General features: G+C 45.9%; 27 protein-coding genes. 14 read left to right on the plus strand and 13 right to left on the minus strand.

All coding sequences use genetic code 11. The features are described 5' to 3' along the window. Positions 1 to 71 precede the first annotated feature (71 nt). Both BGO59_RS18520 and BGO59_RS18525 read left to right on the plus strand, forming a co-directional pair. Positions 72 to 434, plus strand: a complete 363-nt coding sequence (locus BGO59_RS18520; protein ID WP_293685460.1) for a transposase — start codon at positions 72 to 74, stop codon at positions 432 to 434. 46 nt (positions 435 to 480) lie between these two features. After that, entirely contained in the window at positions 481 to 1,398 is a 918-nt protein-coding gene (locus BGO59_RS18525) for a transposase (RefSeq protein ID WP_293685462.1), read from the plus strand. Positions 1,399 to 2,770: 1,372 nt separating this feature from the next. On the opposite strand, the gene BGO59_RS18530 is transcribed toward BGO59_RS18525, so the two are convergent. Both BGO59_RS18530 and BGO59_RS18535 read right to left on the minus strand, forming a co-directional pair. Next, on the minus strand, positions 2,771 to 3,202 hold the full coding sequence (locus tag BGO59_RS18530) for a hypothetical protein (protein WP_293685463.1): 432 nt from the start codon (positions 3,200 to 3,202) through the stop codon (positions 2,771 to 2,773). Between the two features lie 151 nt (positions 3,203 to 3,353). Further along, positions 3,354 to 3,851 carry a DUF3299 domain-containing protein gene (locus BGO59_RS18535; protein WP_293685465.1) on the minus strand — a complete coding sequence of 166 codons (498 nt, stop codon included), beginning with the start codon at positions 3,849 to 3,851 and terminating at the stop codon, positions 3,354 to 3,356. Positions 3,852 to 3,941: 90 nt separating this feature from the next. On the opposite strand from BGO59_RS18535, the gene BGO59_RS18540 reads away from it, so the two are divergent. The 5 genes from BGO59_RS18540 (at position 3,942) to BGO59_RS18560 (ending at position 8,164) form a co-directional block, all read left to right on the plus strand. After that, positions 3,942 to 5,513, plus strand: a complete 1,572-nt coding sequence (locus BGO59_RS18540; protein WP_293685467.1) for a sensor histidine kinase — start codon at positions 3,942 to 3,944, stop codon at positions 5,511 to 5,513. A 4-nt stretch (positions 5,514 to 5,517) separates the two neighbouring features. Then, the gene (locus BGO59_RS18545) at positions 5,518 to 6,174 is read left to right on the plus strand and encodes a response regulator transcription factor (protein WP_080057262.1); all 657 of its coding nucleotides are present in this window, start codon (positions 5,518 to 5,520) and stop codon (positions 6,172 to 6,174) included. 136 nt (positions 6,175 to 6,310) lie between these two features. After that, a complete protein-coding gene (locus tag BGO59_RS18550; protein WP_293685469.1) occupies positions 6,311 to 6,946 on the plus strand; it encodes a peroxiredoxin in 636 nt (211 codons plus the stop codon). Positions 6,947 to 7,027: 81 nt separating this feature from the next. Next, entirely contained in the window at positions 7,028 to 7,273 is a 246-nt protein-coding gene (locus BGO59_RS18555) for a hypothetical protein (protein WP_293685471.1), read from the plus strand. 231 nt (positions 7,274 to 7,504) lie between these two features. Then, complete coding sequence (locus BGO59_RS18560; protein WP_293685473.1) at positions 7,505 to 8,164, plus strand: GH25 family lysozyme; 660 nt, start codon at positions 7,505 to 7,507, stop codon at positions 8,162 to 8,164. 26 nt (positions 8,165 to 8,190) lie between these two features. Here BGO59_RS18560 and BGO59_RS18565 read toward each other — a convergent pair whose 3' ends face one another. The 3 genes from BGO59_RS18565 to BGO59_RS18575 form a co-directional block, all read right to left on the minus strand. Continuing rightward, the gene (locus BGO59_RS18565; protein ID WP_293685475.1) at positions 8,191 to 8,934 is read right to left on the minus strand and encodes a shikimate dehydrogenase; all 744 of its coding nucleotides are present in this window, start codon (positions 8,932 to 8,934) and stop codon (positions 8,191 to 8,193) included. 92 nt (positions 8,935 to 9,026) lie between these two features. After that, the gene (locus BGO59_RS18570; protein WP_293685477.1) at positions 9,027 to 9,674 is read right to left on the minus strand and encodes a DedA family protein; all 648 of its coding nucleotides are present in this window, start codon (positions 9,672 to 9,674) and stop codon (positions 9,027 to 9,029) included. A 120-nt stretch (positions 9,675 to 9,794) separates the two neighbouring features. Beyond that, complete coding sequence (locus tag BGO59_RS18575) at positions 9,795 to 10,559, minus strand: phosphosulfolactate synthase (protein WP_293685479.1); 765 nt, start codon at positions 10,557 to 10,559, stop codon at positions 9,795 to 9,797. A gap of 130 nt (positions 10,560 to 10,689) precedes the next feature. On the opposite strand from BGO59_RS18575, the gene BGO59_RS18580 reads away from it, so the two are divergent. From BGO59_RS18580 to BGO59_RS18600, 5 genes are all read left to right on the plus strand, one after another. Further along, positions 10,690 to 11,139: a PaaI family thioesterase gene (locus tag BGO59_RS18580; RefSeq protein ID WP_293685481.1), complete on the plus strand. Its 450-nt coding sequence runs from the start codon at positions 10,690 to 10,692 to the stop codon at positions 11,137 to 11,139. Between the two features lie 844 nt (positions 11,140 to 11,983). Continuing rightward, positions 11,984 to 13,960 (plus strand): hypothetical protein, encoded by a 1,977-nt coding sequence (locus tag BGO59_RS18585; protein WP_293685598.1) that lies wholly within the window; start codon positions 11,984 to 11,986, stop codon positions 13,958 to 13,960. 72 nt (positions 13,961 to 14,032) lie between these two features. After that, complete coding sequence (locus BGO59_RS18590) at positions 14,033 to 14,527, plus strand: PPC domain-containing DNA-binding protein (protein ID WP_293685483.1); 495 nt, start codon at positions 14,033 to 14,035, stop codon at positions 14,525 to 14,527. 284 nt (positions 14,528 to 14,811) lie between these two features. Next, a complete protein-coding gene (locus BGO59_RS18595) occupies positions 14,812 to 14,976 on the plus strand; it encodes a hypothetical protein (protein WP_293685485.1) in 165 nt (54 codons plus the stop codon). Positions 14,977 to 15,870: 894 nt separating this feature from the next. Continuing rightward, positions 15,871 to 18,219 (plus strand): gliding motility-associated C-terminal domain-containing protein, encoded by a 2,349-nt coding sequence (locus BGO59_RS18600; protein ID WP_293685487.1) that lies wholly within the window; start codon positions 15,871 to 15,873, stop codon positions 18,217 to 18,219. A 20-nt stretch (positions 18,220 to 18,239) separates the two neighbouring features. Here BGO59_RS18600 and BGO59_RS18605 read toward each other — a convergent pair whose 3' ends face one another. The 7 genes from BGO59_RS18605 to BGO59_RS18635 form a co-directional block, all read right to left on the minus strand. Then, a complete protein-coding gene (locus tag BGO59_RS18605) occupies positions 18,240 to 19,070 on the minus strand; it encodes a hypothetical protein (protein WP_293685489.1) in 831 nt (276 codons plus the stop codon). A 152-nt stretch (positions 19,071 to 19,222) separates the two neighbouring features. Then, on the minus strand, positions 19,223 to 20,155 hold the full coding sequence (locus BGO59_RS18610; RefSeq protein WP_293685490.1) for an alpha/beta hydrolase: 933 nt from the start codon (positions 20,153 to 20,155) through the stop codon (positions 19,223 to 19,225). Between the two features lie 61 nt (positions 20,156 to 20,216). Beyond that, complete coding sequence (locus BGO59_RS18615) at positions 20,217 to 20,618, minus strand: OsmC family protein (RefSeq protein WP_293685492.1); 402 nt, start codon at positions 20,616 to 20,618, stop codon at positions 20,217 to 20,219. A gap of 92 nt (positions 20,619 to 20,710) precedes the next feature. Beyond that, positions 20,711 to 21,943 (minus strand): DUF6596 domain-containing protein, encoded by a 1,233-nt coding sequence (locus BGO59_RS18620; RefSeq protein ID WP_293685494.1) that lies wholly within the window; start codon positions 21,941 to 21,943, stop codon positions 20,711 to 20,713. A 76-nt stretch (positions 21,944 to 22,019) separates the two neighbouring features. Then, a complete protein-coding gene (locus BGO59_RS18625; RefSeq protein WP_293685496.1) occupies positions 22,020 to 22,361 on the minus strand; it encodes a YciI family protein in 342 nt (113 codons plus the stop codon). A 90-nt stretch (positions 22,362 to 22,451) separates the two neighbouring features. Beyond that, positions 22,452 to 22,865, minus strand: coding sequence for a hypothetical protein (locus BGO59_RS18630; protein WP_293685498.1), 414 nt, complete (start codon positions 22,863 to 22,865; stop codon positions 22,452 to 22,454). Positions 22,866 to 22,897: 32 nt separating this feature from the next. Further along, a complete protein-coding gene (locus BGO59_RS18635; RefSeq protein ID WP_293685500.1) occupies positions 22,898 to 23,383 on the minus strand; it encodes an N-acetyltransferase in 486 nt (161 codons plus the stop codon). A gap of 212 nt (positions 23,384 to 23,595) precedes the next feature. Here BGO59_RS18635 and BGO59_RS18640 point away from each other — a divergent pair, with 212 nt between their 5' ends. Together BGO59_RS18640 and BGO59_RS18645 are read left to right on the plus strand one after the other, a co-directional pair. Next, the gene (locus tag BGO59_RS18640; protein ID WP_293685502.1) at positions 23,596 to 23,841 is read left to right on the plus strand and encodes a hypothetical protein; all 246 of its coding nucleotides are present in this window, start codon (positions 23,596 to 23,598) and stop codon (positions 23,839 to 23,841) included. A 121-nt stretch (positions 23,842 to 23,962) separates the two neighbouring features. After that, entirely contained in the window at positions 23,963 to 25,189 is a 1,227-nt protein-coding gene (locus BGO59_RS18645) for a L,D-transpeptidase family protein (protein ID WP_293685504.1), read from the plus strand. Here BGO59_RS18645 and BGO59_RS18650 read toward each other — a convergent pair. Continuing rightward, entirely contained in the window at positions 25,159 to 25,887 is a 729-nt protein-coding gene (locus tag BGO59_RS18650) for a murein L,D-transpeptidase catalytic domain family protein (RefSeq protein ID WP_293685506.1), read from the minus strand. The genes BGO59_RS18645 and BGO59_RS18650 overlap by 31 nt on opposite strands. Positions 25,888 to 25,930 lie beyond the last annotated feature (43 nt).

The raw sequence follows: 25,930 nt of genomic DNA on the forward strand, positions 1-25,930 counted from the left end.
GGATCAAGGCCAATACTTGTGGAGGGCGTTGTATTTTTCTAGGTTTGTGACTTTCATCAAACCTACTTGCTTTGGAGAGTTTCTTGCCCATCGTTCAGTTTCTGCTACCCGAGTTCATTCTAGACAATTTTGAACTGACTTCTATCGACCGACAGGACGGCCTCTTTCAGGTGCATATCGAGGAGAAAAATGCCGACCAGAATGACCCCGAACGCAAAAACTTACTCTCTAAAGGCTTTTTCCCTACTATCACCGTCCAGGACTTTCCCATCCGTGGTCACCAAGTGTTCCTCCATATCAAGCGTCGTCGCTGGCTCAATACCAAAACCGGAAAAGTCGTGTATCGAGACTGGACTCAAGTGGCTGATGGCACGCGGATGACCAGTGAGTTCTCCGCTTTTTTAAAACAAATCAGTCGATACCAACCCGAATAGCATCCAATCCATCGGTGGCTTTTATGGGGTTGGTGGCAAAGCCTTATTGCGTCACTATCGCGATTGCCCAAGTGGCTTTACCGATTGGGAGCAACGAGCCCATGCCAAAGAGTGGCTGTTGTTTCCTCAGAATCTGGGGGCGCATCTGTCACTGGATGAAACGAGTCTGTCACAGGGAGAACTCTATACCATCCTAACCAACAAAGCCGCCAAGGGCGGAAAAGGTAGTATTGTGGCGATTGTGGCAGGCACTAAGGCCCAAACCGTCATGGACGTCTTGCGTAAGTTGCCTGAAAAACAGCGTAAAAAGGTCAAGGAGGTTACCCTGGACATGGCCGGTAACATGGGGCTGATTGTCAAGAAATGTTTTCCCAAGGCCACTCAGGTAACCGACCGTTTCCATGTGCAGCAATTAGCCCTAGAAGCGGTTCAGGACATGCGCATTGGGTATCGCTGGCAAGCCCTGGAAGCCGAGAATGAGGCCCTTGAGCAGGCTAAACTCAACCAGACTGAGTATCAACCAGAGCTACTTTCTAATGGCGACACGCTTAAACAGTTGCTGGCTCGCAGTCGCTATGTGCTCTATAAAAAGGCCACGGCCTGGACGCTCAGTCAGCGCGAGCGGGCTGCTTTGCTGTTTGATCGGTATCCAGATTTGAAGCAAGCTTATGAATTGAGTCAGTCTCTGAGCCACATTTTTGAGAACACGACTGATAAACTCTACGGCTTAGCTCGGTTAGCCAAGTGGCACGAGAAAGTCCGCCAAGCTGGTTTTAAGGCCTTCAACACGGTGGCTCGTTCAATCCAGAACCATTACGAAACCATTCTCAATTACTTTGACAACCGTAGTACGAATGCCTCAGCCGAGTCCTTCAATGCCAAGATTAAAGCGTTCCGAAGTCAGCTTCGAGGGGTTCGCAGCGTGGAGTTCTTCTTATATAGGCTGACTCAGTTATATGCTTAATTCAAGTCGCTCCACAAGTATTGCGCTTGATCCGAGTTGTCTAAAGAGGATTCTCCACAGATAAACCCTTCCAACTTTGTACGCTTTACCCCTTAACCAATTTCTAGATCAAACTAAAAGCCCCGTAGAGCTGACCAAGCTTTTAGTTTGATCTAGAAATTGGTTAAGGGATCGTATTACATTTGTTTGGCTTGTTATAGTCAATTGATAATGAGTGATTTATCTTTGACGGATCAATAGCTGCCCCGCAACCGCAGACTACTATTTTTATCTAGAAACAATTTTCCAGTGGGGGTATAAAGTATTTGTAAAGCTTGCCCTTGATAATCTGGTGGCAGATATACGGCATGATTTAAGGTAACCACGTCCGTTTCTATTGGTAATCGTCCACACGACCATACACTTATATCTGTCCAACTGCCTGCCTTTAAACTATACATGCTGATACAACCGCGCACCGAGCTTATACCTAGTTGGAAGCTTGTTTCTGCCGATAAGCCAAGTGAATAAGTAGCTTTTTCTCTTAGGTTCAAGGGAGAATCTGCCGTGGTCGAAGACACGCCTGTAATGGTACTTGGGGATAGATAACTCAGACGATTGGCTAGGCCACTAACAGAGATGGAAAAGCTGGTTGGCGTCTCGGCTGTTTGATTGGGGATGCCCCTTGTTGTGGGAGAGCTGTTAAAGGACATTACTGTTACACTCATTGTTCCCGAAGCCGTTTGGCTATTAGCGTCAGAAAATATAGGAGTGAAGTTAGAAGTAAGGGCCGAGTGACCAGATAGCAGGATTTGAGCAGGACTATCAGTAGGGGATAGGGTTAATCGCTTAATGGTGGCTGACTTCGCATTCTTGATAGACAAAGTACTAGTAACTACATCATATCGTAGTATTATTGACGAATTTGGTAATAAACTAATCGGAACGATAGGCCATCTAGCCAAGGTGGGGAAGGAGAATAATCCAAGTCTGATAAAGAGTAGGGCAAGGAAAAGTTTGCGCATGAAGGATAGTGCCTGAGTGGATTTTAAATAAACTTTAGTGATAAATATAAGGTGCCTAAGGGCTAATTCTGCGAGATTCAGTTCTATGGGGCATGAATTTCGTATCAATAGTTTATTTTGGGAGTAAAATCAATAAATTATAAGTTGTGTTTTTCTCACATAGGTCGCGTCACCTTTGTCGGATACGGGTGCATATGGAACGTAATTGGTAATGCCCTTGAATTAAGGCAATTTTATAAAGCAACCCTTAATGCGGCTTCACTGGTTGTCTAGGCTTTACGAGACTCGTCTGATAAGTTCGGGGCTCAAGCCTATATATAATAGAACACCCCCGATTTCCGAGTTTTCAGGGTACGCCGTTTGTAAGGTTATTGGTTTTGATTGACCCAGATAGTGCAGTTGCTACTCGTCGAGGTCTTTTTAACAAACGCGTAATAGGTCGAGTATTTGAGCTGCCCTCCGCAGTTGGCTGCCACGTTCACGATTAATCGCTGGTATTTACTGACCAGGCTGTCAGGTACAACGAAGGTGCTGGCTTCTATCATTTTTATTTTTTCGTCCTTCGAGGTAAAACCCATGATGCGGCTGGTATCTTTCAATGCATAAATATCCCAGGTGAAACTTAGAGGTGCATCGCCATACTGACTGGCTGTTAGGCGCAGGCCATTGCCCGTATAGCATTCAGAATCGGCGGTTACCTGCTGGGGCTGGCCGCAGGGAGAAGTTGTTTGATTGGTGCAGCTTTCGGTAAGTCCGAAAAGTGCCAGGAAGCCTAGTGCAAGAAAAGCTGACGTTTTCATAACCTTGTTGATTAGGGTTTGCCTAAAGAGCAAACAAAAGGATAAAAGGTTGGAAAGCTCATGAAGCTACTTGACGAGGTAACTCATTGCAAAACAAAAATCCCTGTTACTCATACGAATAGCAGGGATTTTATGGATGACCGGAAGCAACTTATTGACCAATCATTTCCGCATCAGCCAGAATGTAGTTCAGTTCGTAGATATTATCGGCGTTCAGTTTAAGGGTTCCCCGGAAGGTCCGGCGTTCATCCGTCTTAAACTTCTTATCTGATTTCTTGAATTTTAATGATACGACCGATTCCGGGCCAGCACCCCCGCAGAAGAAGCAGGCACTATAGGGGAATGCCGAAAGCACATACACGTTCGTTTCCAGATCGACTGGCAGCACATAACCCGTCAGTTCAACCGTTTTGCCATTCAGTTTCTGGATACTCTGGCCAAAGGTAGGATATAGCATATATACTGATTCTTCGGCATACCATTTCTTCTTAAACGTCACATCGCGCAACACTTCCCACGACAGTTTGACGGGCTCGGCAGCGACGGAGGGAGCGGCTTTTGAAGTAGTTAGCTCGACGGACAACTTAGCAGGCCGAAAAGCCGAGGCTACGAGCGATACGCATAGGAAAGCGATAACGATACGGTTCATGGCGTTGAAAGACTTTAACGATAGAAACTAATGGTAAAACTACAAAAAAGATTACTTTTATAAATCATTTTGACTTGATTACGCTGTCCAGTGGCCGATTTACTTCACGATAACGCAAAAGACGGTTCGGTAATTCCCGTTCGATTCACTCGTTTATACATAACGATGTTTTTAATTCTGGCCGTTCTGCTAACCGTCGGACAGGGGCTGTCGCAGTGGCGTTTCGGCGTTATTGAGGACGAAATGGTCGTAGTTCGTCAAACAGCCCTTCAGCGGCACCAGAGTCAGCAGATTGTGAAGCAGGTACTTCAGATCACCGACGCTAGCGAACAAGGTAGTTTTGAAGAGAATGTAGCCGAGCTTCGTCAGCTATTTCCGGTTTTTGAACGGTACCATCTCGAAACCCGCGAAGGACGTGCGGGTGGCCGTGAAGTAAAAATGGTTTATTCGGACGCTATCAATCAGCTATATACCGATATAAAGCCACAGTTTGAAGCGTTTCAGCAAAGCGCGCATCGGATGATGAAGCTGCAGCATTTTGAAGAGGTACATCAGCCCGATGTGCAGGCTAATCTTCGGCTGATGCTAGCTAACGAAAAGCCATTTCTGGAAAAAATTGACCGGATTGTCGTTGTTTGTAACGCGCAATTACGGGCAAAGCTAACCTTGCTGCGTACCATTGAGTTTTACTCTTACATTTTTACACTGGTTACGTTAGTGGCCATTGGCTTACTAATTTTCAGACCCGCCACCCGAAAACTTAAACAAACGTTTGATCAGTTGGTGGAAGCTGAAAGTCGTACTACGGCGGCTAATAAAAAATTAGTGAATGCCAATAAATCGCTGAAGGAAACCCGCCAAAAACTGTTTGAGGCTACCAAGTTGCAATATCAGCAGCAAATCGACGACCAGAAACTGAGGACATCGTACCTGATTGCCGGGCAGGAAGAAGAACGAAAGCGACTTTCCCGTGAGCTGCATGATGGGCTGGGGCAAATGCTCACCGCCATCAAATTACAGATTGAAGGACTTGAAGCTGCACTTTCCAGGATGATCGTTGGTGAACAAAATGGTGTAAGTCCGTATGCTAAGAACTTGAAAACGTTAAAAAGTCTGGTAACCCAAACGATTCAGGAAACTCGTACAATTTCTAACAATTTGATGCCCAGTGTGTTGAGTGATTTTGGGATTATACCTGCCATTAAAATGTTAGCCGAGCAGGACCGAAGTGAAACAATTGACGTTACATTTAAGACAAATCTGACGACAGACATGCCTCGCCTGGATAAGAACGTTGAGATCATGCTGTATCGGGTTACGCAGGAGGCTGTTAGTAATGCCGTACGCCATGGCAAACCATCTCACGTGCATATCGAACTAAAGGACCGTGGAAACTCTTTACAGTTAGTAGTGAGTGACGATGGAAAAGGATTTGATGTGCCTTCTGTGAACCAGCCGAATGGGTTGATGAAACCTATACAGGAGGGTGAACAATTGCGGATGCCGAAATCCCGCCCGCCATCGCAGGGGCTGCATAACATACTGGAACGTACGAAACTCGTCAACGGTAAACTAAAAATAAATTCAACGCCCGGAAAAGGCACTAAATTACAGATTAGCATTCCCTACCAAACGCATTTTGCTCAACATGACACCTACTAAATTAATGCTGGTGGACGATCATTCAATCGTTCGTGATGGTATCCGACTTTTGTTAGAACAAGCCGAAGGGTTAGACATCATCGATGAAGCTAACGATGGTGAAGAAACGCTCGATAAGCTTAAAGCCAACCAGCAGACCCCAGAAAAATTACCCGACCTGATTTTGATGGATATTTCGTTGCCGGGTATGTCGGGTATTCAAACGGCACAGGTTATCAGTCGGTTATATAAAAATGTGCGGGTGCTGATGCTGTCCATGCATAATAACGAAGACTATATTTTGCGGTCGGTAGAAGCAGGCGCATATGGGTATATTCTGAAAGATTCCTCATCCGACGAAATGATCAAGGCGATCCGTACCATTGCCAGTGGAGAAAAATACTACAGTTCGCCGGTCGCTTCCATTATTCTGAGTGGCTATATGCAGCAACTCAAAAAAGGTAGTAAACAGAATCGGGCCGAACGTCAGTCGAAGCTTTCAAACAAAGAAAAAGAAATTCTACAGTTTCTGGTGGCCGGTATGAGCAGCCGAGAAATTGCTGAAAAACTGCAACTTAGCGTTCGGACAGTCGATAACCACCGCGCAAATATGATGCGTCGATTGCAGGTTCGGAATGCAGCAGAACTGGTCCGAATGGCGGTTGAAGATAAACTGATCTAAATTTATTAACGCTGTCATTGCGAACTCATAGCTTATTTTTTAGGTTTGCCCATCAAAACCGGCTCACTGCCGGTTTTAGATTCAATAACTACTATATTAATTAGATAGAATTTATCAACTAAAACCACCCTTTATTATGTCACTGCGTTTAGGCGATATTGCTCCCGACTTTGAGGCTGATACAACCCAGGGCCACATTCACTTTCATGAATGGCTGGGTAATTCCTGGGGTATGCTGTTTTCGCACCCGGCTGATTTTACTCCGGTTTGTACTACTGAGCTGGGCAGAACCGCATTGCTGAAAGACGAATTTGGTAAGCGTAATGTAAAGGTGATCGCTGTGTCGGTCGACGACCTGGAGTCACATAACCGTTGGACGCCTGATATCAAAGATGTGACGGGTTCGGAAGTGAACTTTCCGATCATTGCCGATCCCGATCGGAACGTAGCAACACTCTACGACATGATCCATCCTAACGCCAGCGAAAAAGCAACGGTACGTTCGGTATTTGTCATTGGACCCGACAAAAAAATCAAGCTAACGTTGACCTATCCAGCATCGACAGGGCGGAATTTCAATGAGCTTCTACGGGTAATTGATTCGCTTCAACTGACTGCCGACTATCAGGTGGCTACACCTGCCGACTGGAAAAATGGTGAAGACGTAATCGTAACCCCAGCCGTATCTAATGATCAACTGGAGGCTAAATTCCCGAAAGGTGTCACGTTTGTGAAGCCCTATCTGCGGACTACGCCACAGCCGAATGTGTAAGCGGACCATTCGAACACTTTATTAACCTTATGTCAAAACGGTCGGTTGCTGATTTGTAAAGAATCAAACAATTGAAACGTTATGGCTAAGAACAAGAATGACAATCCTGAGCACACGGAAGGCCCTGTAGCAACGGCCATTGAGGAACAAACCGCCAAGCTGCCTTCTGATATTTTTTTATGGGCCTCGCTGGGTTCGATGGCCGTATCCCTGGCTTTACAGGCAACGGGTGAGCGCCATAAGAGTTTATTTGTAGGCCAATGGGCAGCACCCTTTTTGTTGCTGGGCCTATACAATAAGTTAGTAAAACTGGAAGGGCACGACTGAGTTGCTTCTACCAATTAGTGCCTAAAAGCTCGTTGCTCCTGCATCGAGCTTTTTTGTATATGATAGGTTCGGAAAGAAAGCTGTATTTTCGGTGTTGAAAGAGTCAGTTTGATTTGAATGAGAGTTCGTGTTCTATATAAGTTGATTTCAAAACGCTACGGGTTTTGGATCATAGCCTTTTTTATCCTGTTGGTAGGTATCTGGGTTGTTCGTACAAGGCGGCCCGACGAAATGAACTGGCGATTTGTACAGTCGTTTGGGATTCGATTACCCATGCGCTATACCATTCATGGCATTGATGTGTCAAGGCATAATGATCGGATCAACTGGGCGAATGTACAGAAGATGGAAGCGGAAGGGATTCGTATTCAGTTCGTTTTTATCAAAGCGACGGAAGGGGCTACCTTGTCTGATAAGCATTTTAGCAAAAACTGGCGGGAAGCTAAAAAGATTGCGTTGCACCGGGGAGCCTATCATTTCTACCACCCAACCCGTGATCCGATAAAGCAGGCTACTAATTTTATTCGTCACGTCGAACTTCAATCAGGTGATTTTGCGCCGGTTGTCGATTTCGAAGTGGTTAATGGCCAAACGGATGAAACGATCGTGAATGGGCTAAGAACGTGGCTGGAAACTGTTGAAGAGCATTACCAGATTCGACCGATTATTTATACCAACGGTAATTTGTATCGGCGGTATATTAAAGGCAATCTGGATGATTATCCGCTCTGGATAGCCGACTATTCAACTAAACATCTGCGGAGTTATGATGCCGATAAGCTGTACTTCTGGCAGCACAACCAGAACGGATGGGTAAAGGGCATTCGGGGACAGGTCGACTTCAATGTATTTGTTATGGATGAAGACCGTATGCAGGAAATCTGTTTATGATGATAAGGCAACGCTCCGTAAAGGTGTTAGGATTGCCATATTTCCCAGGCTTTCTCGGCTTGTAGCTCCAGCATCCGCAATCCATTATGAACAGCAGCACCCTGTTCAAGGCCACGTTTCATAAACAGGGTTTCGGCCGGATTATACACCAGATCATACAGCAAATGCTTGTTAGTTAATAAGTGATAGGGCAGAGCTGGTGCCTGATCTATTTTAGGATATGTTCCGATTGGCGATCCGTTGATTAGCAGATGGTAGTCCGGTAAAAATGCTTCGACTTCGTCGTACGTTAACTGGTCGCTGGTTTTGGTGCGCGACACAAATTTGTAGGGAATACCTAGGTCGCTTAAGGCAACAGTGACCGCTTTGGAAGCGCCCCCCGTACCCAGTACCAAAGCATTCAGATTGATAGCCGTGCGTCCAAGTGATGTGAGCCAATTGGTCAAAGATTGGCGAAAACCGTAGTAATCCGAATTGTAACCTATTTTTGAGCCGTCAGCTTCCAGTTTAATGACATTGACCGCACCGATCTTTTCAGCAGAGGTATCCAGACGATTCAGGTAAGGTAAGACCGCCTGTTTATGGGGAATCGTTACGTTGAGACCTCGCAGGTTGGGTAAGGTAAGCAATTCAGGTAAAGCCGTTATATCGGGCAGTTCGAACAAGTCGTACTGACTGTTTTCGATACCTTCCCGACGGAATTTTTCTGAAAAATAGCGTTGCGAAAATGAGTGGGTGAGCGGGAAGCCAATAAGCCCGTAACGGTTCATAGTGCTGTATTAATAAAGATTCTGTGGATTTGCTGGCTTTGTCAGTGAGACAGAATCCCGCCAATCCACAGAATCAGAGCGAAAGCAATACATTACGCCCGCGATACGCGTTTTTTGAAAAACTCGATTATAATGGGCAAAATGGATAAGCCGACAATACCAAATACAACTAGTTCAAAGTTTTTCTGAACAATGGGGAAGTTGCCGAAAAAGTAGCCCAACAACGAAATACTCGTTACCCACAAAATTGCTCCTGCGATACAGAACCGGATGTAGGTGCTGTAATTCATGCTACCGGCGCCAGCTACGAAGGGAGCAATAGTTCGAACGATGGGAATAAAGCGGGCTATAATTACGGTGCGTCCGCCGTACTTTTCGTAGAATTTTTCGGTTTCGGCAATGTATTCACGCTTGAAGAATAAAATCCGTTCCCTCGATTTAATCTGACCACCCAGGAATTTTCCTACAAAATAGTTGACGTTATCACCGAGTAATGCCGCTCCGATGAGTAAAGGGATAATAACCCAAACGCTCAATTCGTTGGTAGGCCGTGCAGCTAGTGCACCAGCCGCAAACAGCAGCGAATCACCGGGTAACAACGGCATGACAATCAGACCGGTTTCCGTAAAAACAATCAGAAATAATATGGCATACAACAGAACACCATATTGGTTGGCCCACAGATCAAGGTAGCGATCCAGGTGAAGCAGAAAATCCAGTAAGGATTTGATTATTTCCATAGGACAGGAGTTATAAATGAGGAACGAAGACTGGGCTGTCGGGGCGATGAGAATGACCAGACTTGGTAGGCTAACGCACCTTTACCGCCGGACAGATTCTTTCTATTCGCTCTTAACTCTTCAATTCTTGGTTAAAAAATGCATAAACGTATCGCCACGAAGTCCTAACCGAATGGTTTCGAGAGGAATTACTTCATGGGGGGCAATATTACCCAGATTGACATTAGCCCCAAGTAATTTGACAAACCAAACCTGCTGTTCTTTCTGGGGCGCTTCCCACAAAATACTTTCAAAAGGAATTTGCGTAAGGATTTCTTCAACAAGGCCCTGGCGAACTTCGCCACTGGATCGGAATAAACCGACTGTACCTCCTTCACGTGCCTCACCGATTACTTTCCAGGCTCCTGCCTGTAACTCAGCTTTCATCAACTGAATCCATTTGTAAGGAGGTATGATCTTCGCTTCATCCTTAGAACCTACTTCAGACAGTACAGTAACCTGAGTAGCCAGCTGACGAATGTACTCACATTTTTCGTCCTGGGTCATTTCGATGGAGCCATCAGATACCTCAGCGTATTGCATACCGTACTGATCAAGAAGTTTACGGTATTCGTCGAATTGATTTCGGATAACAAAGGCTTCAAACAAGGTACCCCCAAAATAGACGGGTATATTGGCTTCCTTGTAGATACTTAACTTCTCTTTCAGGTTGGGTGTGACAAACGATGTTGCCCAACCTAATTTCACAATATCAGCGTAACCAGCAGAGGTTGACAAAAAATCCTCTACTTCTCGCAGGCTCAGCCCCTTATCCATGACCATAGTCAACCCGCTTTGACGAGGCTTAGTGGTACGTTCAGGGATTTGCGTAAGCGTATAATTCATAAAGGGTAATCGAGTAGGCGAAATGAAAATCGCCCAAAAGTAGTATAAGTCTTGGAAACCTCCCAAGAAAGTCCATAAATAATCGCACCAAAGGGCTATATAGCTTAGTTAAGTGCTATTTTTGCCGGATATGGACAATTTATCAAATTCTCGAATCGATTTCCTGCGCTCTCAAATTGGTCGTCCGATGGGTGGTGGCCTGTCTACTTTTGGTAAATGGTTAAACGGAACGTTACGGGAAGTAGCTTATGGACGTCTGGTAGCTGATTTCGAGATTCGGGACGATATGACCAATCCTGCTAATGTATTGCATGGGGGAGTTGCATCAGCGATACTGGACGATTTGATCGGTGTGATGGTATATGCTCTTGGGCGTGACTATGCCTATACCTCTGTCAATCTGGCTGTCGATTTTCTGCATGCAGCCAGGCTGGGAGACCTGGTTACCGTAACCGTTGAACTCATTCGGGCTGGGAAAAATATTATTCACGCTGAAGGGCGTATAGTGGCGACCGATGGAAAAATTATTGCCAAATGCGCTACCAATCTGATCCAGACTTCGGTAAAACTACCTTATTAACCGATATGGATCAGATATTCTATGCTAGTTTTAGCAGCTTTAGGGCTCTCCTACTATAGCCAGCCTGTTATATTAATTGTTATACTACGTCATTGCTTAGTAACAGACCGTATATCTGTTACCGCTAATAGGCAAATAAGATTTAGCTTTTTGGTAAATATAAAAATACTAATAGATATGCGTTTATTTTGGGAGAAAATGGAGAATAAATAAGACAAATAAAGGAAAATTTGGTTTCTATCGGCAGGAAAGAAGTATTTGTTTTATAATCACTCGTTTATTGCTATTATTGGCCGCCAATAAAAAAGGAAAAGATTTAAACACAATTGGGGCTATTTAGTAGTATTATAAGTCTGAACTTTATTCAAGTTTAGTTGCATAAACGATAACAACACGCCTGTTGAAAAATTAGATTGACAGACCTTATTAATTGAAAAAATATCTAAAGGATGAATTGACTTTTGCAATTCAGCCTTAACATTGCAGAAAAAATAGGGGTGAAGCCGTTTTAGGACTACATCTATGAATGGCTTACATGGCTAATTAAAGCGTTCGAAATGGTTCAAAGCCAGAATATGGCTCAATTGCAACAAAAAATTATATATTATTTGAAGCATTGAGAAACATTTCGTCAAAAAATTAGTCATATGGTGGTACGGTGGGGCTATAGACGTTAACTCTCTTGTGGAAATGGTAAAAAAGCAGTGAAATTCATAAGCTAGCAGCTGTTACCGTTCCCTAAATTTCTATAGTCGTATTTGGAAGATTTAAAGTTTAATAAGAAACATTGCGTCAAATTAACTCAATAAATATGCGAACATTTATCCAACAACACCCTCTGCGGATGCTGGCTGGACTCGTGTTGCTAAGTTTTGCAATACCAACTGTTAGCCTTGCTCAACAGGCTACAACAAGTCCATCATCGACTACTTCCAGTGGAAGTTATGTGCGTGAGAATATCTATCGGTTAGGAAAAGGTATTTATACTGACACCTTACGTAGAAATGACTTCAAGGCACAGGCCAGTGATGTGGCTGAGCTGGATGACTGTGATACTACATTTCAAACGTTCATCTTAGTTAGGCGGTTATCTCCCTGGCGTGTAGGCTTATATGCTGGCCCTAACTTTGCGTATTGCGGTACATGGGAAAATACGTTTGGTCCTACTAAACGTGACAATACGCTTTATAATGGAGCCGGTTTTAACATTACAGCGAATGCTGATTATTTCCTGACTCCTGCTACTCGACGTCTTCGCTTCGCAGTGGGGGCCGCTTTTGGGTATCAGAACTATATCACGCGTAGTATTTACCGAGATTACCTGTATAGTCTGGCCGCAAGTCGTGGTTTTACCAACAATCAGGTAACCATTAATCAGCGTGCTTCTGAAGATATGTTCCTAACGGTAGGGCCTGTTCTTACATTTACACTGGGACGGAGCCGTAAAAACCCGGATGCAACCTCCTTCATTGAGTTGGCTGCTCGTGGTGGTCTTTTCCGTACTGAGGCAGCTACTATTGCTGCTTATACACCATCAACCCTGACGTTGCCAGCGGTTCCCTCTTTTGTAGATGGTGGTGGATTGATTCGGTCTGTAAACCCTAGTTCGCACTTGTATCACTTAGGTGCTCTTGGTTCTGCGGCCGTTTTCTTCCCAATCGGGCGTAACAACTGGAACATTGGTGTTCAGGGGCAAGGGTTCATTACTCAGTTAAACTACCTGATCATCAATGGTATCGACGATCAGTTGTATGAGTTTAAGCGGAAGCATGGTGGATTTAGTGTTGGCCTGGCCGTTCGGAAAGGATTCGTGCAGAAGAAGCTTATTCCTAAAGCTCCTGTATCCTGCCCAACCTGCGAACAGGTGCCTGAGCTGAATGTACGGTTCAATGGTGCTTCTCTCAAAGGGGCGTCTCTTGCTTATGTTGATAACAGCAACGCAGCTCAGTCTGCTCCCGTCAACACAGCCGCTACGGCTCCAGTTATTAGTTGGCGTAGCACCACTCCGAATCCGAAAAACGAAACCTTTACAGCCCGTCTGTACTACCGTCCTGATTCGGTCGTAGCCGGTAACACGGATCAGGTAATTGCTCAGTTGGAAAATACAACCGATACCACGCTGGCCTTCCCATCGGCTTATTTCTCAGGTGGTCAACTGACTCCAGGTTTCTACTACGTAACGGTTCACAACAAGCAGACAGCTAAGTGTGGTACGTGTATGAGTGAAGTAGCGACAACCAGTTTTGCCAGTATCAAGCCTGTTGTTGTGACACCAGAGTGTGAATACAACCATCGCCTGGAGCGTCTGGAAGTGTTCTACCGGACTCCTTACACTCGCGAAGTGGCTAACGTCTGTTACTGTAACGGTACAGTTACCTCAGTTGGTGATACGGTTACCCGCCTGCGCTACCGTGGCCTAAACCGTTTGTTAGCAACCGGAGCTGTTGATTTCGATACGAACACGGTTATCCTGAACCTGAACGAGCTGCCAGGTGGTCTGGCCCAGCAACTGCAAGCTGAAAAAGCGAAAATTGAAAGCGGTAACGCGATTCGTTTCAAAGGCCGTCGGGTACGCCCACAAGTTCAGTACTTCCGTGCAGTGTTCACGGTTACCAAGAAGCCTTGCAATGGCCAGCCTGAACAAACAGTGGGTAGCTTCAGCACCACGATTAGCGATAACAGCTACACAATCACTGATCTGAAGCCGCTGACTAACGAACAGAAAACAAAATTACTGGCTCCTCCAGCACCGAAAAAGCAGGTGCGTCGCCGGGGCGGTAACAGTGGTCGCCGGGCAGATGTAATGTTTGGAGTTGAATAATTCATAAATACAATTGCAAAAACCGGGGGCCAACGCCCCCGGTTTTTTTGTTGAATAGAATTCAAAATCATAATGCGTTATCTCTTCGCCATTTACCTTATCTATTGCGTAACTATGCTACATGCACAACCTGCTCACACGGATGCTGTCGCATCGGCCACTATGCAGACGTATTCATTCAGATTAAGACCGGGTCAGGATCTAAAAAAGGAACTGGATGCTGTTGTTCAACAACAACGGATCGAAGCTGGCGCCATAATCACCTGTGTTGGCAGCCTTACTCAGGTGGCTTTGCGGTTAGCTAATCAGACTGAACCCACGATCTGGCAGGGGCATTTTGAAATTGTCTCGTTGGTGGGTACGTTGTCTACAGGGGGCAGCCATCTACATCTGTCTGTATCGGATTCGATAGGTCGTACTATCGGAGGCCATCTGGTAGATGGTTGTACTATCTACACAACTGCCGAAATTGTTATAGGCGTAATGACAGATTTGACGTACGGCCGAGAAATCGATCCAACATTCGGCTATCGCGAATTAGTCGTCCGAAAGAAGCGAAGAAAATAATAATAGGGATAACACATCACTCTAACTCATCAGTTGTGCATAACCCATACACAATTTTAAATTGGATTTGCCCATGTCCAAATGTCCGTATCCAACTATTCTGTAAGTGGAGTAGTAAGGTCAATACCGGGTGATCTGTAAAGTGAGACGGGCACCTCCATTCGACAATTATCCCGTTTTTCGGGTAGGGCTTTCTAATAACTTTTTTGGTTAGCTTTACATATTGGCACTTATACAACTTTTGTGAGAGTTAATTTTTCATCTTAAAATTTAGCCTCCTGTTTATGAAATGGAGTCAACTGGAGCGCTGGTATAAAAACGCATGGTTTCAAATAGGTCAGCTTTTCTGGTATCAGATCGAAAAAAAGCGAATGAAACGCAAAGCCAAGAAAGAAGGTGAAACTAAGCTAGGATGGCACACCGAAATAGGAGGAAAAAAACAAGGCTGAAGAAATGCGGTATTCACTGAGAATGGCAGGTTCTATCTTTTGTCCCTTTACATAAAGTGAGTTATAAAACTCGTCGGTAAATTAGACAAAATGCAAACGGTGGCTCATTTGGCCGCCATTTGCATTTAAAGAATAGTATTGATTTATCACTTTCAGACTAATCGGTTGGCCTGTGGGTCGATGATTTGCTGGGCAACTCTGGGCGGAAATAGCTGGTAGCTTCTCAAATTCCAGCTATTTCTACTTATATCTCCTCAATCAACGATCTTGATCGGAACTCCGTTGTACATCATCGAAATGCCCTGTTTGCAGCATTCGGCTTGTGTCGAAACTACGCGCGTTCAACACAGTAAGGTTAGTATGGAAGGAATTGGCATTTTCTAACTATCCTCTACAAAAGTATATGGCCGATTTGTTTTCTAAATCGGTGTTGGGATCAGCGTATGACGGAGAAAGAATTTGGAAATTTCTATCTTTACGGTATGCATGAACGGTTCAGGTATTGGCTTAAGCGTGTAGGCTGGCTGGGTTTTCTCTTCTTTCTGATCAAGGGCCTTTTGTGGCTTATCATCCCTTACCTTATCGCAAAGGGTATTCTTTCCAAATAGGAATCGAAACGTTTTTATTGATTCAGCTTTCCTGTCTTCAGAAGTTACGCAAACAGTAGAAGCATTATTGTAAATAATGCTTTCTATTGTGATGGCTTAGGTTACAATTGAGTGTTGGTATTGTGCCATACGATAACAGAATTAGCGGTTCTGATGTGCTATTTTGTTAGTATGCGTACATTCAGTATTCATTGAAACCGGAACGGGTATCGGGTAATCTGCTACAGAAGCCATGTGTAATGGAAGAAGAAAGGGTGACTGGCGTCTAGTCCTTTGGTTAGGATTGATGGTAATAGGTCCTGTACCCGTATCGGTGTTGGCATCCCATATTATTGGAGGGGATGTTAGTATGCAGGCTGTAAGGGGAACACCTGGTTTATTTCGCCTGCAATTGACTCAGTATTGGGATGCCACGCAATCGGTTCCCGGTAATCAGGATGCATCGGTTACCTTACGGATTTACCGGAAACAAAATCCCGTTTTAGTTCAGAAAGTATTATTATCCTTACAGGAAACTCTTCCGCTTACGTTCGATAATGTGGCTTGTGCTAGTTTGCGGCAACTTAGTTTTACGCAGGCGCGCTATTACACCACCTATCAGTTTACAACCGATATATACAATGATCCCGGCGGTTACTATATAGTTTGGGAACGTTGCTGTCGCAATGATGCACTGACCAACGTGAATACCTCTCTACAGACTGGGGTAGCTATGGCTTTTTACCTGGAGTTCCCACCCATGACACGAGCAGGGAAAGCGTTTACTAATTCGTCGCCAGCGTTTAAATTCCCCAATGGCGATTATATCTGCATCAATAATCCGTTTACGTTTGAGGCAGGAGCTACAGATGCTGATGGGGACCAGCTCCGGTATTCGCTCGTTACACCCCTAAACGGATATACAACGAGTACAGCCCCCACAGATTTCGATGATTCGCCCAAGCTCAGTTACCCGACGATAGCGTGGGCACCTGGCTATAATCTGTCGACTATCATACCCGGTAATCCTCCGTTGACCATCAACCCATCGACGGGCCAATTGAGTGTCCGTGCCTCAAAAGAAGGTCTTTTTTTATTTACGGTGCAATGCGAAGAATTTCGGAATGGAGAACGGATTGGAGTCGTACGTCGGGATTTTCAACTGCCTGTAGTTGACTGCTCAAAAAATACACCCCCACCAGGCGTAGTAATGGCTAATGGAAAAGTGGCATCCGACTTGGTCTGGTGCGGAAGTCAGCCGCTGGTATTGTCTGTTGAGCCAAATTCCGATTGGGCGTATCAATGGCAAAAGGACGGTGAAAATATACGGGGAGCTACGTCGGATACAATACAGGTACGGGTGCCAGGTGTGTATACGGTTGTAAAAAGCCTGGCCAAGTCCTGCGCTAATGATACTATGTCGCAGGCGGTAAAGGTAACGTATGTAACAGCGCCAGCCGTGAAAATCGGAACAACCTCCCCGGAGCCCTATTGTACAGGGGACACGATTAGGCTGGAAGCTACTGGGCAATTGAATTATCAGTATCGATGGCAACAGGATGGTAAAGATATCAATGGGGCCACGCAAGCTGTATTACGTGTTTATCAGTCAGGCGTTTATACGGTGCTGGCAAAACCAGCCAATGCAGTTTGCGATGGAACGGATACGGCCCGTATTTCGATTCATCCCAAGCCTGATGCAATTATCAAAGCACCCAGACTATCGTTTTGTGCCGATGAAGCAACTTCACTAACCGTCAGCAGTCAGACCGGATACCGCTATAGATGGCAGCGAAACGGTGCAACGATTTCGGATACGACCGCCTTGTTAACTGTTCGACAACCAGGGACTTATCAGGTTACTGTCAGGGCTCCAACTGGCTGTGCTGCGCTTTCGGCTCCGGTTAATGTGACCCGCTATGAGCGCCCGATTGTATTATTTGATTCAATTCCGCCGATTTGTGCTAATAACAGTAACGGGGTTACTCTACGGGGGCAACCTGCGGGAGGTACCTTCGATGGGCCCGGCGTGTCGGGGAATCGGTTCGACCCGAAAACGGTTGGTGCCGGTACGTATCAGCTTACGTATACTGTCGTTTCAGATACAGTTTGCCAAACGCAGACGAGCCAACGAGTAGAGGTCATTGCCAGTCCGAACATAGCAGGACAGGCACGCTATAGCTTAACTCGCGGAAGCAGTGTGCAGTTGGTAACTCAGGCTGATCAGCCAATCGTAACTTACCAATGGGAACCCCCCACTTCGCTTGATCAGCCAACTATTGCCAGCCCAACAGCTAGTCCTACTGAGACAATCATTTATCAGGTCACGGCAACCAATGCAGAAGAGTGTGCAACCACCTTCTCGGTGCAGGTCGATGTGTCGACCCCGCTCTACATACCAACCGCCTTTTCTCCCAACGCCGACGGGAATAACGACGTGTGGCTGCTTTCCAATATCAGCTCGTTTCCTCTGTGTGAAGTGTCTATTTTTAATCGATGGGGAGAGCTGATTTTCTACTCGAAAGGATATGAACAGCCCTGGGATGGTACCTACAAACAGCAATTGGTACAAACAGGGATCTATACCTATCAGATCAAAACGGGTAATGATCCGCTTGCTCATACATACCGAGGGCAACTGACCGTACTCCATTGAGCCGATTCGGCAGTACTTAACTAGTTGGCCAGCGTGATGGCTAAACTTTGTAAATCCTGATTGATAGATCGTATGGACGATTGTAGCTGATTGAGCATATTGGCCCGGTTGTGTAAGTCATCGGCCTGATAGTCACCGCCCTCACCAAAGTAGAGCTGCTCCTGGTCTGACGAGAGCGGGCTGAGGACATAGTTTTTCCAGCGTTCGCGAATGGTGTAATGGATCGAAACCTGATGGGTATTGCTAAACGATTTTTCATTCAGTATATACCAGATCATGGGAGGATACACGGAAGACGTATCAGATTGCTGCCAGATGTCGGTCAGCAGGTTACGTTGGTGGCGGAATGTGACGGTTCGATTAGACGAAAACGCAGCCAGACCGCCAAAGCCAGCTCCAACAATACCGCCACTAATACCAATTACTTTGCTAGTATTGTCGGAGGTAAGTAGGGTAGTTGCGACAGTAGTAGCAGCTCCTATTACGATAGAAAGAATGGTTAATCGACGGATACGCCGGGTATCTCGCTGGTCGAGGTAGGTTGCGATCTGGTCGGCGCGTTCGCCTTCGCAATCCAGTTCAGCCGCCAGACTGGCAATCTGGGTTGAGGCTAACAGAAACCGATTAAGGATTTTTTGCCGTATGCTGAGCACTGTTAGCTGATTGTCTGATACCGGGTGTTTCTCCAGTAAAACCAATTGTTGCAGAAGTGGTAAAACGCCGATGGCATTAGCTAACAGCAAATCGTGTTGTGAGTACCGTTTCACCAGCAGCGTATCCGTTTGCAAAATGTCCTGGATAGTTGGCTTAGGCAGATAGGTTGTATCATAAGCATACTGTACCGATGGCACACAATAACTGTTCGTTAGTGCTGGTATGCCTCGGGGTCGGAACGAGCTACAGGAAGCCAGTGTGAATATACTGCATAAGGCAAATACCCATCTACACATGCGAAAAACCATCAGAATGCTATAAAATGTATAACCATAAACTCCGCACTAAATTAGCGAAGGTAGGTATCTAGCCAGCTAAAAATAGCCTGACGGTTATAATCACTATCGAACATAATACCGTAATGAGGAGCACCGGGCACAACGATAAGTTGGTTTTTTACGTTGGCGAGGGTCAGCCAGGAACTCAATAGTACCGATTGGGCTGCTGGTACCGACTCGTCTTTCTCTCCCTGAATGATTAGAAAAGGCGGATCATTTTTGTCAATATAAGTGATGGGGCTGGCCCGCTTAGCCAGGTCAGGACGAAGAAGAGGAGAAGCGCCTAATAAACGGCTTTCTGGTGTCGCAATGGCGGTATCCGACAGAGGAACGTCCCGGCGAGTCATAGCCAGTAAATCGGCAGGACCGTAAAAATCAATAACTGTTTTGATGCGAAACGACGGCTTTTTCCGATTAGGGTAAAAGTCGGCAATAGAGTTGTTAGTCGATAAGGCTAATAAAGAAGCCAGATGACCACCTGCCGAAAAGCCCATCAGGGCAATACGGTTGCGGTCGTAACCGTATTGGGCCGCGTTTTGATACAAAAACTCCATTGCCTGATTGCAGTCCTGAATCTGAGCCGGAAACGGTGCTGCAGTGCTATGTCGGTAGTCGATGGAGGCAAACGCATAACCTTTTTCAAGAATAGACCGAACCGTATTTTTCATGTAACTCATGTCGGCATACTTATCGTTGACCATCCAGCCTCCCCCATGTACCCACACGACCAATGGGGCATTGGCGGCCATCTTCGCGGGTAGATAGATATCCAGCAGGTGCTTTTTCAGGGTATCGCCTGCATAAGCTACGTTCGGAATAAACCGGGTATCTGCCGGAAAAATCGCTTTAACAGGGTTCGTCGGTTGGGCTTGGCTGATTGAAGAAGCCAGCAGATACAAGCTCAAGTGGCTGTATAGGATGTGACGGAGAAGTTTGTAAGCCATATACGGGGAGAAGGATACGCAAAATAAAGTCGCAAGATATGGATACAAACCATTGATCAGATTAGTCGTTAGTTAACCTGACCGATATTCCTTTTCGGAGGGTGTTGTGTACTTCTGCGATTTGATCAGTATGGCTTATCAACGCGTCGATTTCGGCAGCAGGCGCATCGGATGTGACATGGGCTTTATAGGTGAAGTTGAAGCCGGGTTCACCATCGGCGCCAAATTCTCCCGAAACGGTAACGTCAACACGCGAAACGGCTATGTTTCGCTTACTGGCTTCCCGGTAAATGTCATTACAGAAGCAGGTAGCCAGCGAAAGCAGGAGCAGTTCACCCCCATTGATGGCTGAGCCAAACCCAGACGGTTTGGTAGCAATGGATAATGTCTTTGAAGCACCATTGGTTTGCACGACGATATCATGCTGGTTGAAGGCGCTCTTGATACTGGCTGACATTTGCATGGTTCAGGAGGTTTTCAAAAGAGGTTGAAGGGAATTTTGCTATCGTTTTGTGGCGGCTATTCCCGCAAAAGAATGCCATCATGAACCTGAAACTACAAACAATTTCCGTTTATTTTCAAGAGATTTTGAGCGATCAGATGCTTGTCGGCCTGTGTTTTAGCCAATGGTAGCGCCTGCTCAAAATTTGCTCTGGCCTTTTCGGGGTCGATGCCTTTATATAGCTCACCGAGTAGCGTAAAGTAATATGGGCTGTTTGTCAGTTGAAGTTTTTCGGCTTCGCGGATAGCCTCCTCGTTGCTGTTGGCTTTTGATAGCGCATAGGTACGGTTGAGGGCTGCAATCGGCGAATACGAAATCTGCAACAGCTTGTTATAAAGCTGTAGAATCGCTTCCCATTTTTCGGTCGTATCGGCTTTGATGGTATGCCAGTACGCAATACTGGCTTCCAGATGGTATTTGGAGAGCGTATGACCCTGCGCAGCCTGTTGCAGATAATAAGCGCCTTTCGAAATTAAGGTATAATCCCATTGGGTTTCATCCTGGTCCTGATACAGAATAAGTTCGCCCTGTGCATTCTTTCGGGCTGGGAACCGTGACGAATGAAAACACATCAACGCAAGCAACGCGTTGACAGCAGGAAGATTGGTTCGCTTGTTTTCTGTCAGTAGCTGAGTTAGGCGCATCGCTTCGTCGCATAGGTCTTCGCGAAGTACAGCATCCTTACTTTCGGAATAATAACCTTCGTTGAAAAGGAGGTATAGGGTTGTCAGGACGGTTTCCAGTCGCTCGCCAATCGCCGGTTCGGATGGAAGTTCGATGCGTACCTGTTCGAGTCGTAATTTTTCTTTCGCTCTAAACAGCCGTTTGTTGATGGTTTCTTTATTGGATAGGAACGCATTGGCAATTTCGTCAATCCCGAAACCGCAAAGGATACGCAGAGCCAGACCGATCTGGGATTCAGCCGGGATAGACGGATGGCAGATGGCGAACAACATTTGTAACTGGCTATCCTGTATGTTGTCGGCCGATAAGTCAATGTCGGGCTGGTAGCTTTGTTCGATATCAACCGAAGGCAGAACCTTATCCTGGAACGATTTGATGCGGGCACGGTAGTTAGTTGCTTTGTGTTTGGCTACCGTATAAAGCCAGGCTGTTGGATTATCGGGTATCCCTTTATAACTCCATACGTCGATGGCTGTCAGGAATGTATCACTGGCAATATCTTCTGCCGTTTCGATGTGATCAATCCCAAAATGCCTGCACAGAACCGTTGCTATTTTTCGGAATTCGGTTCGAAACAGATGGGGTATTATTTCCTGATTCATCGGGTAATGGATTGGGTGACGTTGTCGAAAGAAAGGAGTTTAGAAGGACTTCCGCCACCCAATCTGCCTACCGGGCTTACCGACTGGCCACCCTTCGAACTTCGACACTATTGCCTTCGCCCTGTAAAACGGGGCACCCTTTGGCAAATTCAACGGCTTCATCGACCGATTCGGCTCTGACGGTAATGAACCCGCCAATGGTTTCCTTGATGTCGCCAAAAGGGCCGTTTGTGACGATATTGTTGGGATGTACTACACGAGCATCTTCGAACGGAAGTCCCGTGCCTGATACAAATTTGTTTTGGGCAGCAATACCGCCGATCCAGTCCATAGTTTGTTTCATCCAGATTTGCATCTGTTCGGGTGAAACCAGGTTTTTACCATCTTCATGCCGCATCACTAAAACGTATTCGTCCATTTCTGCTTGTTTTTATCGGTGACTAACTGGATTAAACTACACCTATACGACAGATGAGAACGTAGAAATTGGACAGAATGAAAGAAAAAATTAGCTGAAAGGGAGCAGATCGGGTTCGATGTAGGTACGTTTCGCCAGATCGGAATTGTAAATATCAAGCTGATAATGAGTCGCTAGCAACGCTCTAAAATCGGATTTGAGCCGTGGAAACTGATGAATAAACTTATAAAAGCTGTCGGTGTCGGATCGGTTCATGAAATGGCTGACGGCTCGTATAGCAGCAACGGTCAGCGTCTGGTTGTACTTGTCGCGGGCCCCCAATGCATCTACATAGCGAATCAACTGTCGGCACACGTTCTCAACGGCCTGTTCGGTACCGTATTTTCGGATATGTATCCAGGCTAGCCGGAGGTGCGCTTCGTGACTAAAGAGGGCTGGTGGTAAGGTACAGGCGTCAAATTGCTGTTCAAACGCTTCGTCGCTCAAATCGAAATGAGTTTCCATTCGTAAAGGTATCTAATTGAATAAGGCCCTGTTTACTTTTTCATAATGAGCAGATTCCCTCTTGACTTGTCGCCATAGTTCTCCTTTTGCCCAATTTCCTGAAACCCGTTTCTCTGATAAAAACGGATACCCTTTTCGTTACTGGCCAGCACCTCCAGCCTGATTTCGCTCAGGTTAAGTTGTTTCCGGATCGAATCAATAAAGGCCATACATTGGGTACCTAAGCGTTGGCCAACGACCTTTTGCAAAAAATACATTTTACTCAGAAACAGCGTATCATTATCAACAGTAAACTTAAAATAACCTACTGGCTCATCGGCTACCTGGACAATGTAAAACTGTGTATCCGGGTCCGCTAGCTGATCGGCAATGACGGCTGTAGCAAAGGATTTGTCGATGTAATGGGCAAGCCCTTGCTCGTCAGGCCAGGTATGCGCAAATGCCTGACTATATGTTTCTTTCGCTAAAAAGCTCAGTAACGCTACATCGTTCGGGTTTGCTTTTCGAAATAAATTCATGGTTTAGTAGTGAAAACGGGGCTTGTCTGGTTTTCAGGTGTTTACTGGCGATCCTGGTAGGCAAAATAAAGCCCGTTTGTAAATAAGGCAAAGCGTCCGGGCTAGATTTCGAAAGTGTATTTAGCTCAAAGCGCCCCTACTTTCAGAAACAATACGGTGAGTAGTGGGTTAGAAAGGCAAGACATTGTCCGATACGAAAAAATGAGGTTGTTATGGAAAATCAAGAGAAGGACGACATTATTCGGGCCAAGCAGGCCATTTCGCCAGCAGGCCTGGCCAATCAATCCGTAGAAGGAACCAGTGGACCAGGTAGTGAGATTGATCCCGACGAGCTGGCCCCCGACGAACTGGAAGATGAGTATATGGATGGCGATAAGCCAGCCGCTAATGTACGCATGAAACACCCCAATCGAAATCCCAATCCAAAACCGGATATTGACAAACCGGCATACAGCTAAGACTGAAAAGGGCAATTCGACGAACGAGTTGCCCTTTTCAGTTAACAGCGAACAATGTAAACCATAACCAACAACTCGGTTAGGTCGTTATGTAGTTATAGACCATTCATACCATTACAGCATGGATAAGCAGAAGAAAATTATTGTTGGCATAGCGATAGGGGTGGGCCTGATCATCCTTTTCTTTGTCGGGCGATGGTGGAGTGCCCGGAAGGAGGATCACCAACAGGCGGCCCGTGTTGAACAAAAGCGGAAGCAGGATGAAAAAGTTGTCAGACAGGCGGCCCTGACTCTTCATCAACTGTGCTTATTTGCCGATTCGATTGGGATCGATACCAGTCGATTTGGAACGCCTAAACATCTGGATAAAGCCGAAATTGATGCGAACCTGACGCATGTGCTGATGGAAACCCGGTACGGAAAGAAGCCGTCGCAACTGGCATTCAATGGCTTAAAAGAAGCCGTCGATTCGGCCTGGGCCGAAAAGACGGATGCAGTTCAGGCTGGGCAGGTCAAAGCGTCGTTACTGGCCTTTGAGCCTTATGCAAAGCTGGTGGGGCATTATAACCGATTGCGTAAACAAGCTGGGAAGAATGCTACAAGTTCGGATTCACTGCGATTGATTCGACAAACGCTTAACTTCTATCGGTACGTTAATCGGTTCAATCCCGATCAATTTGTGGTCGTTAATATCCCGGCGGGTGAGCTGAATGTATTTAATCAGTCGGGGAAACGCTTGCTACCCATGCAGGTCATCGCGGGAAAACCCGATCGACGGACTCCCTGCATGACGACCTACATTCAGGATATTATCGCCTATCCGTACTGGAACGTTCCCCAGAATATTGCTCTGGATGAAATTGTTCCCCACGTAAAGCGTGATGTGGCGTACCTGTACAACCAGAATTTTCAGGTCCTGGACGAGCGAAACCGTGAAGTTGACCCGGAAGAGGTTGACTGGGACGGCATTACGGAAACAAATTTTCCTTATCGAATCCGTCAGGCTTCAGGCTGTGAGAACTCGCTTGGGTTACTGAAGTTCGATCTGGCTAATCCGCTTGCAATCTATCTGCACGATACGAATAGCCGCGACTTGTTCAAACTCACCAGCGACCGCTGGCGGAGTCATGGCTGTGTGCGTGTACAGAAACCCGTTGAACTCGCCAATCTGATATTAGGCCAACAAACCTTCGACGAGGATTTTATTAACAAATGCCTGATCGATCAGAAGCCCCGCGTCCTGAAAATCCCAAAACCTTTTCCGGTTTTTATCACCTATAATCTTGCTGATGTAGATGCTACAGGAAAGCTTCGGTTTTATAAAGACGTATATGGCTGGGCTAAGTAAGCCGACTGAGCCAAATAGTCTGAATTGGGCGCGTAAACGAACAGGCATGACCCGCCTTTGACAGCCTGAATAATGCCTTTCGAATCGGCATAGGGAACGGCTGGGCAACCCTGGCTGCGACCTAAACGACCCGTCTTCCGAATAATGTCTTCACAAACATAATCAGCTCCGTGAAGGACAATATTTCGATTGTAGACATTGTCGTTAAAGCCTTTCTCCAGCCCTTTCAGTTGGAGCGACAGACCATGTTTACCCATATAGGTGCTCAGGGTCTGATAAAAGCCGAGGCTCGACTGAAACGAGGACTGCGTATTGGAGAATTGATTGGCCACCAGATCACCTGAGTTTCGTCCATGCGCTACATAGGTGTTGAAAAGCAGCTTTTTGTTGAACAAATCCACCACATACAGTCGTTTACGATTCGAGGGCTGGCTCAGATCAACGATCGTCAGCATAGATTTGGCCGTGTCCATTTTCTGCCAGCCACGGAGAGCGTACTCAAAAACACTGCGCTGCAAACCAGTCTGTGCTAAGTTAAGTTGGTCATAGATAGCAAGATGCCCGGTCGAATTAAGTTTTAATGTCGTTGCCGCCTTAGGCGCTGCGGCTGCCAGAGTCACGTTACGAGTGGATTTGTATCCGGTGATAGCCAAATAAACTATGGCTAAACTTACCAGAAGCAAAAAAACATTCTTCATGCCGATAAATAAGTAATTGTTTATGGGTTTATGAGGATGTACA

It is taken from the genome of Spirosoma sp. 48-14 (assembly GCF_001898575.1).
Lineage (GTDB): Bacteria > Bacteroidota > Bacteroidia > Cytophagales > Spirosomataceae > Spirosoma.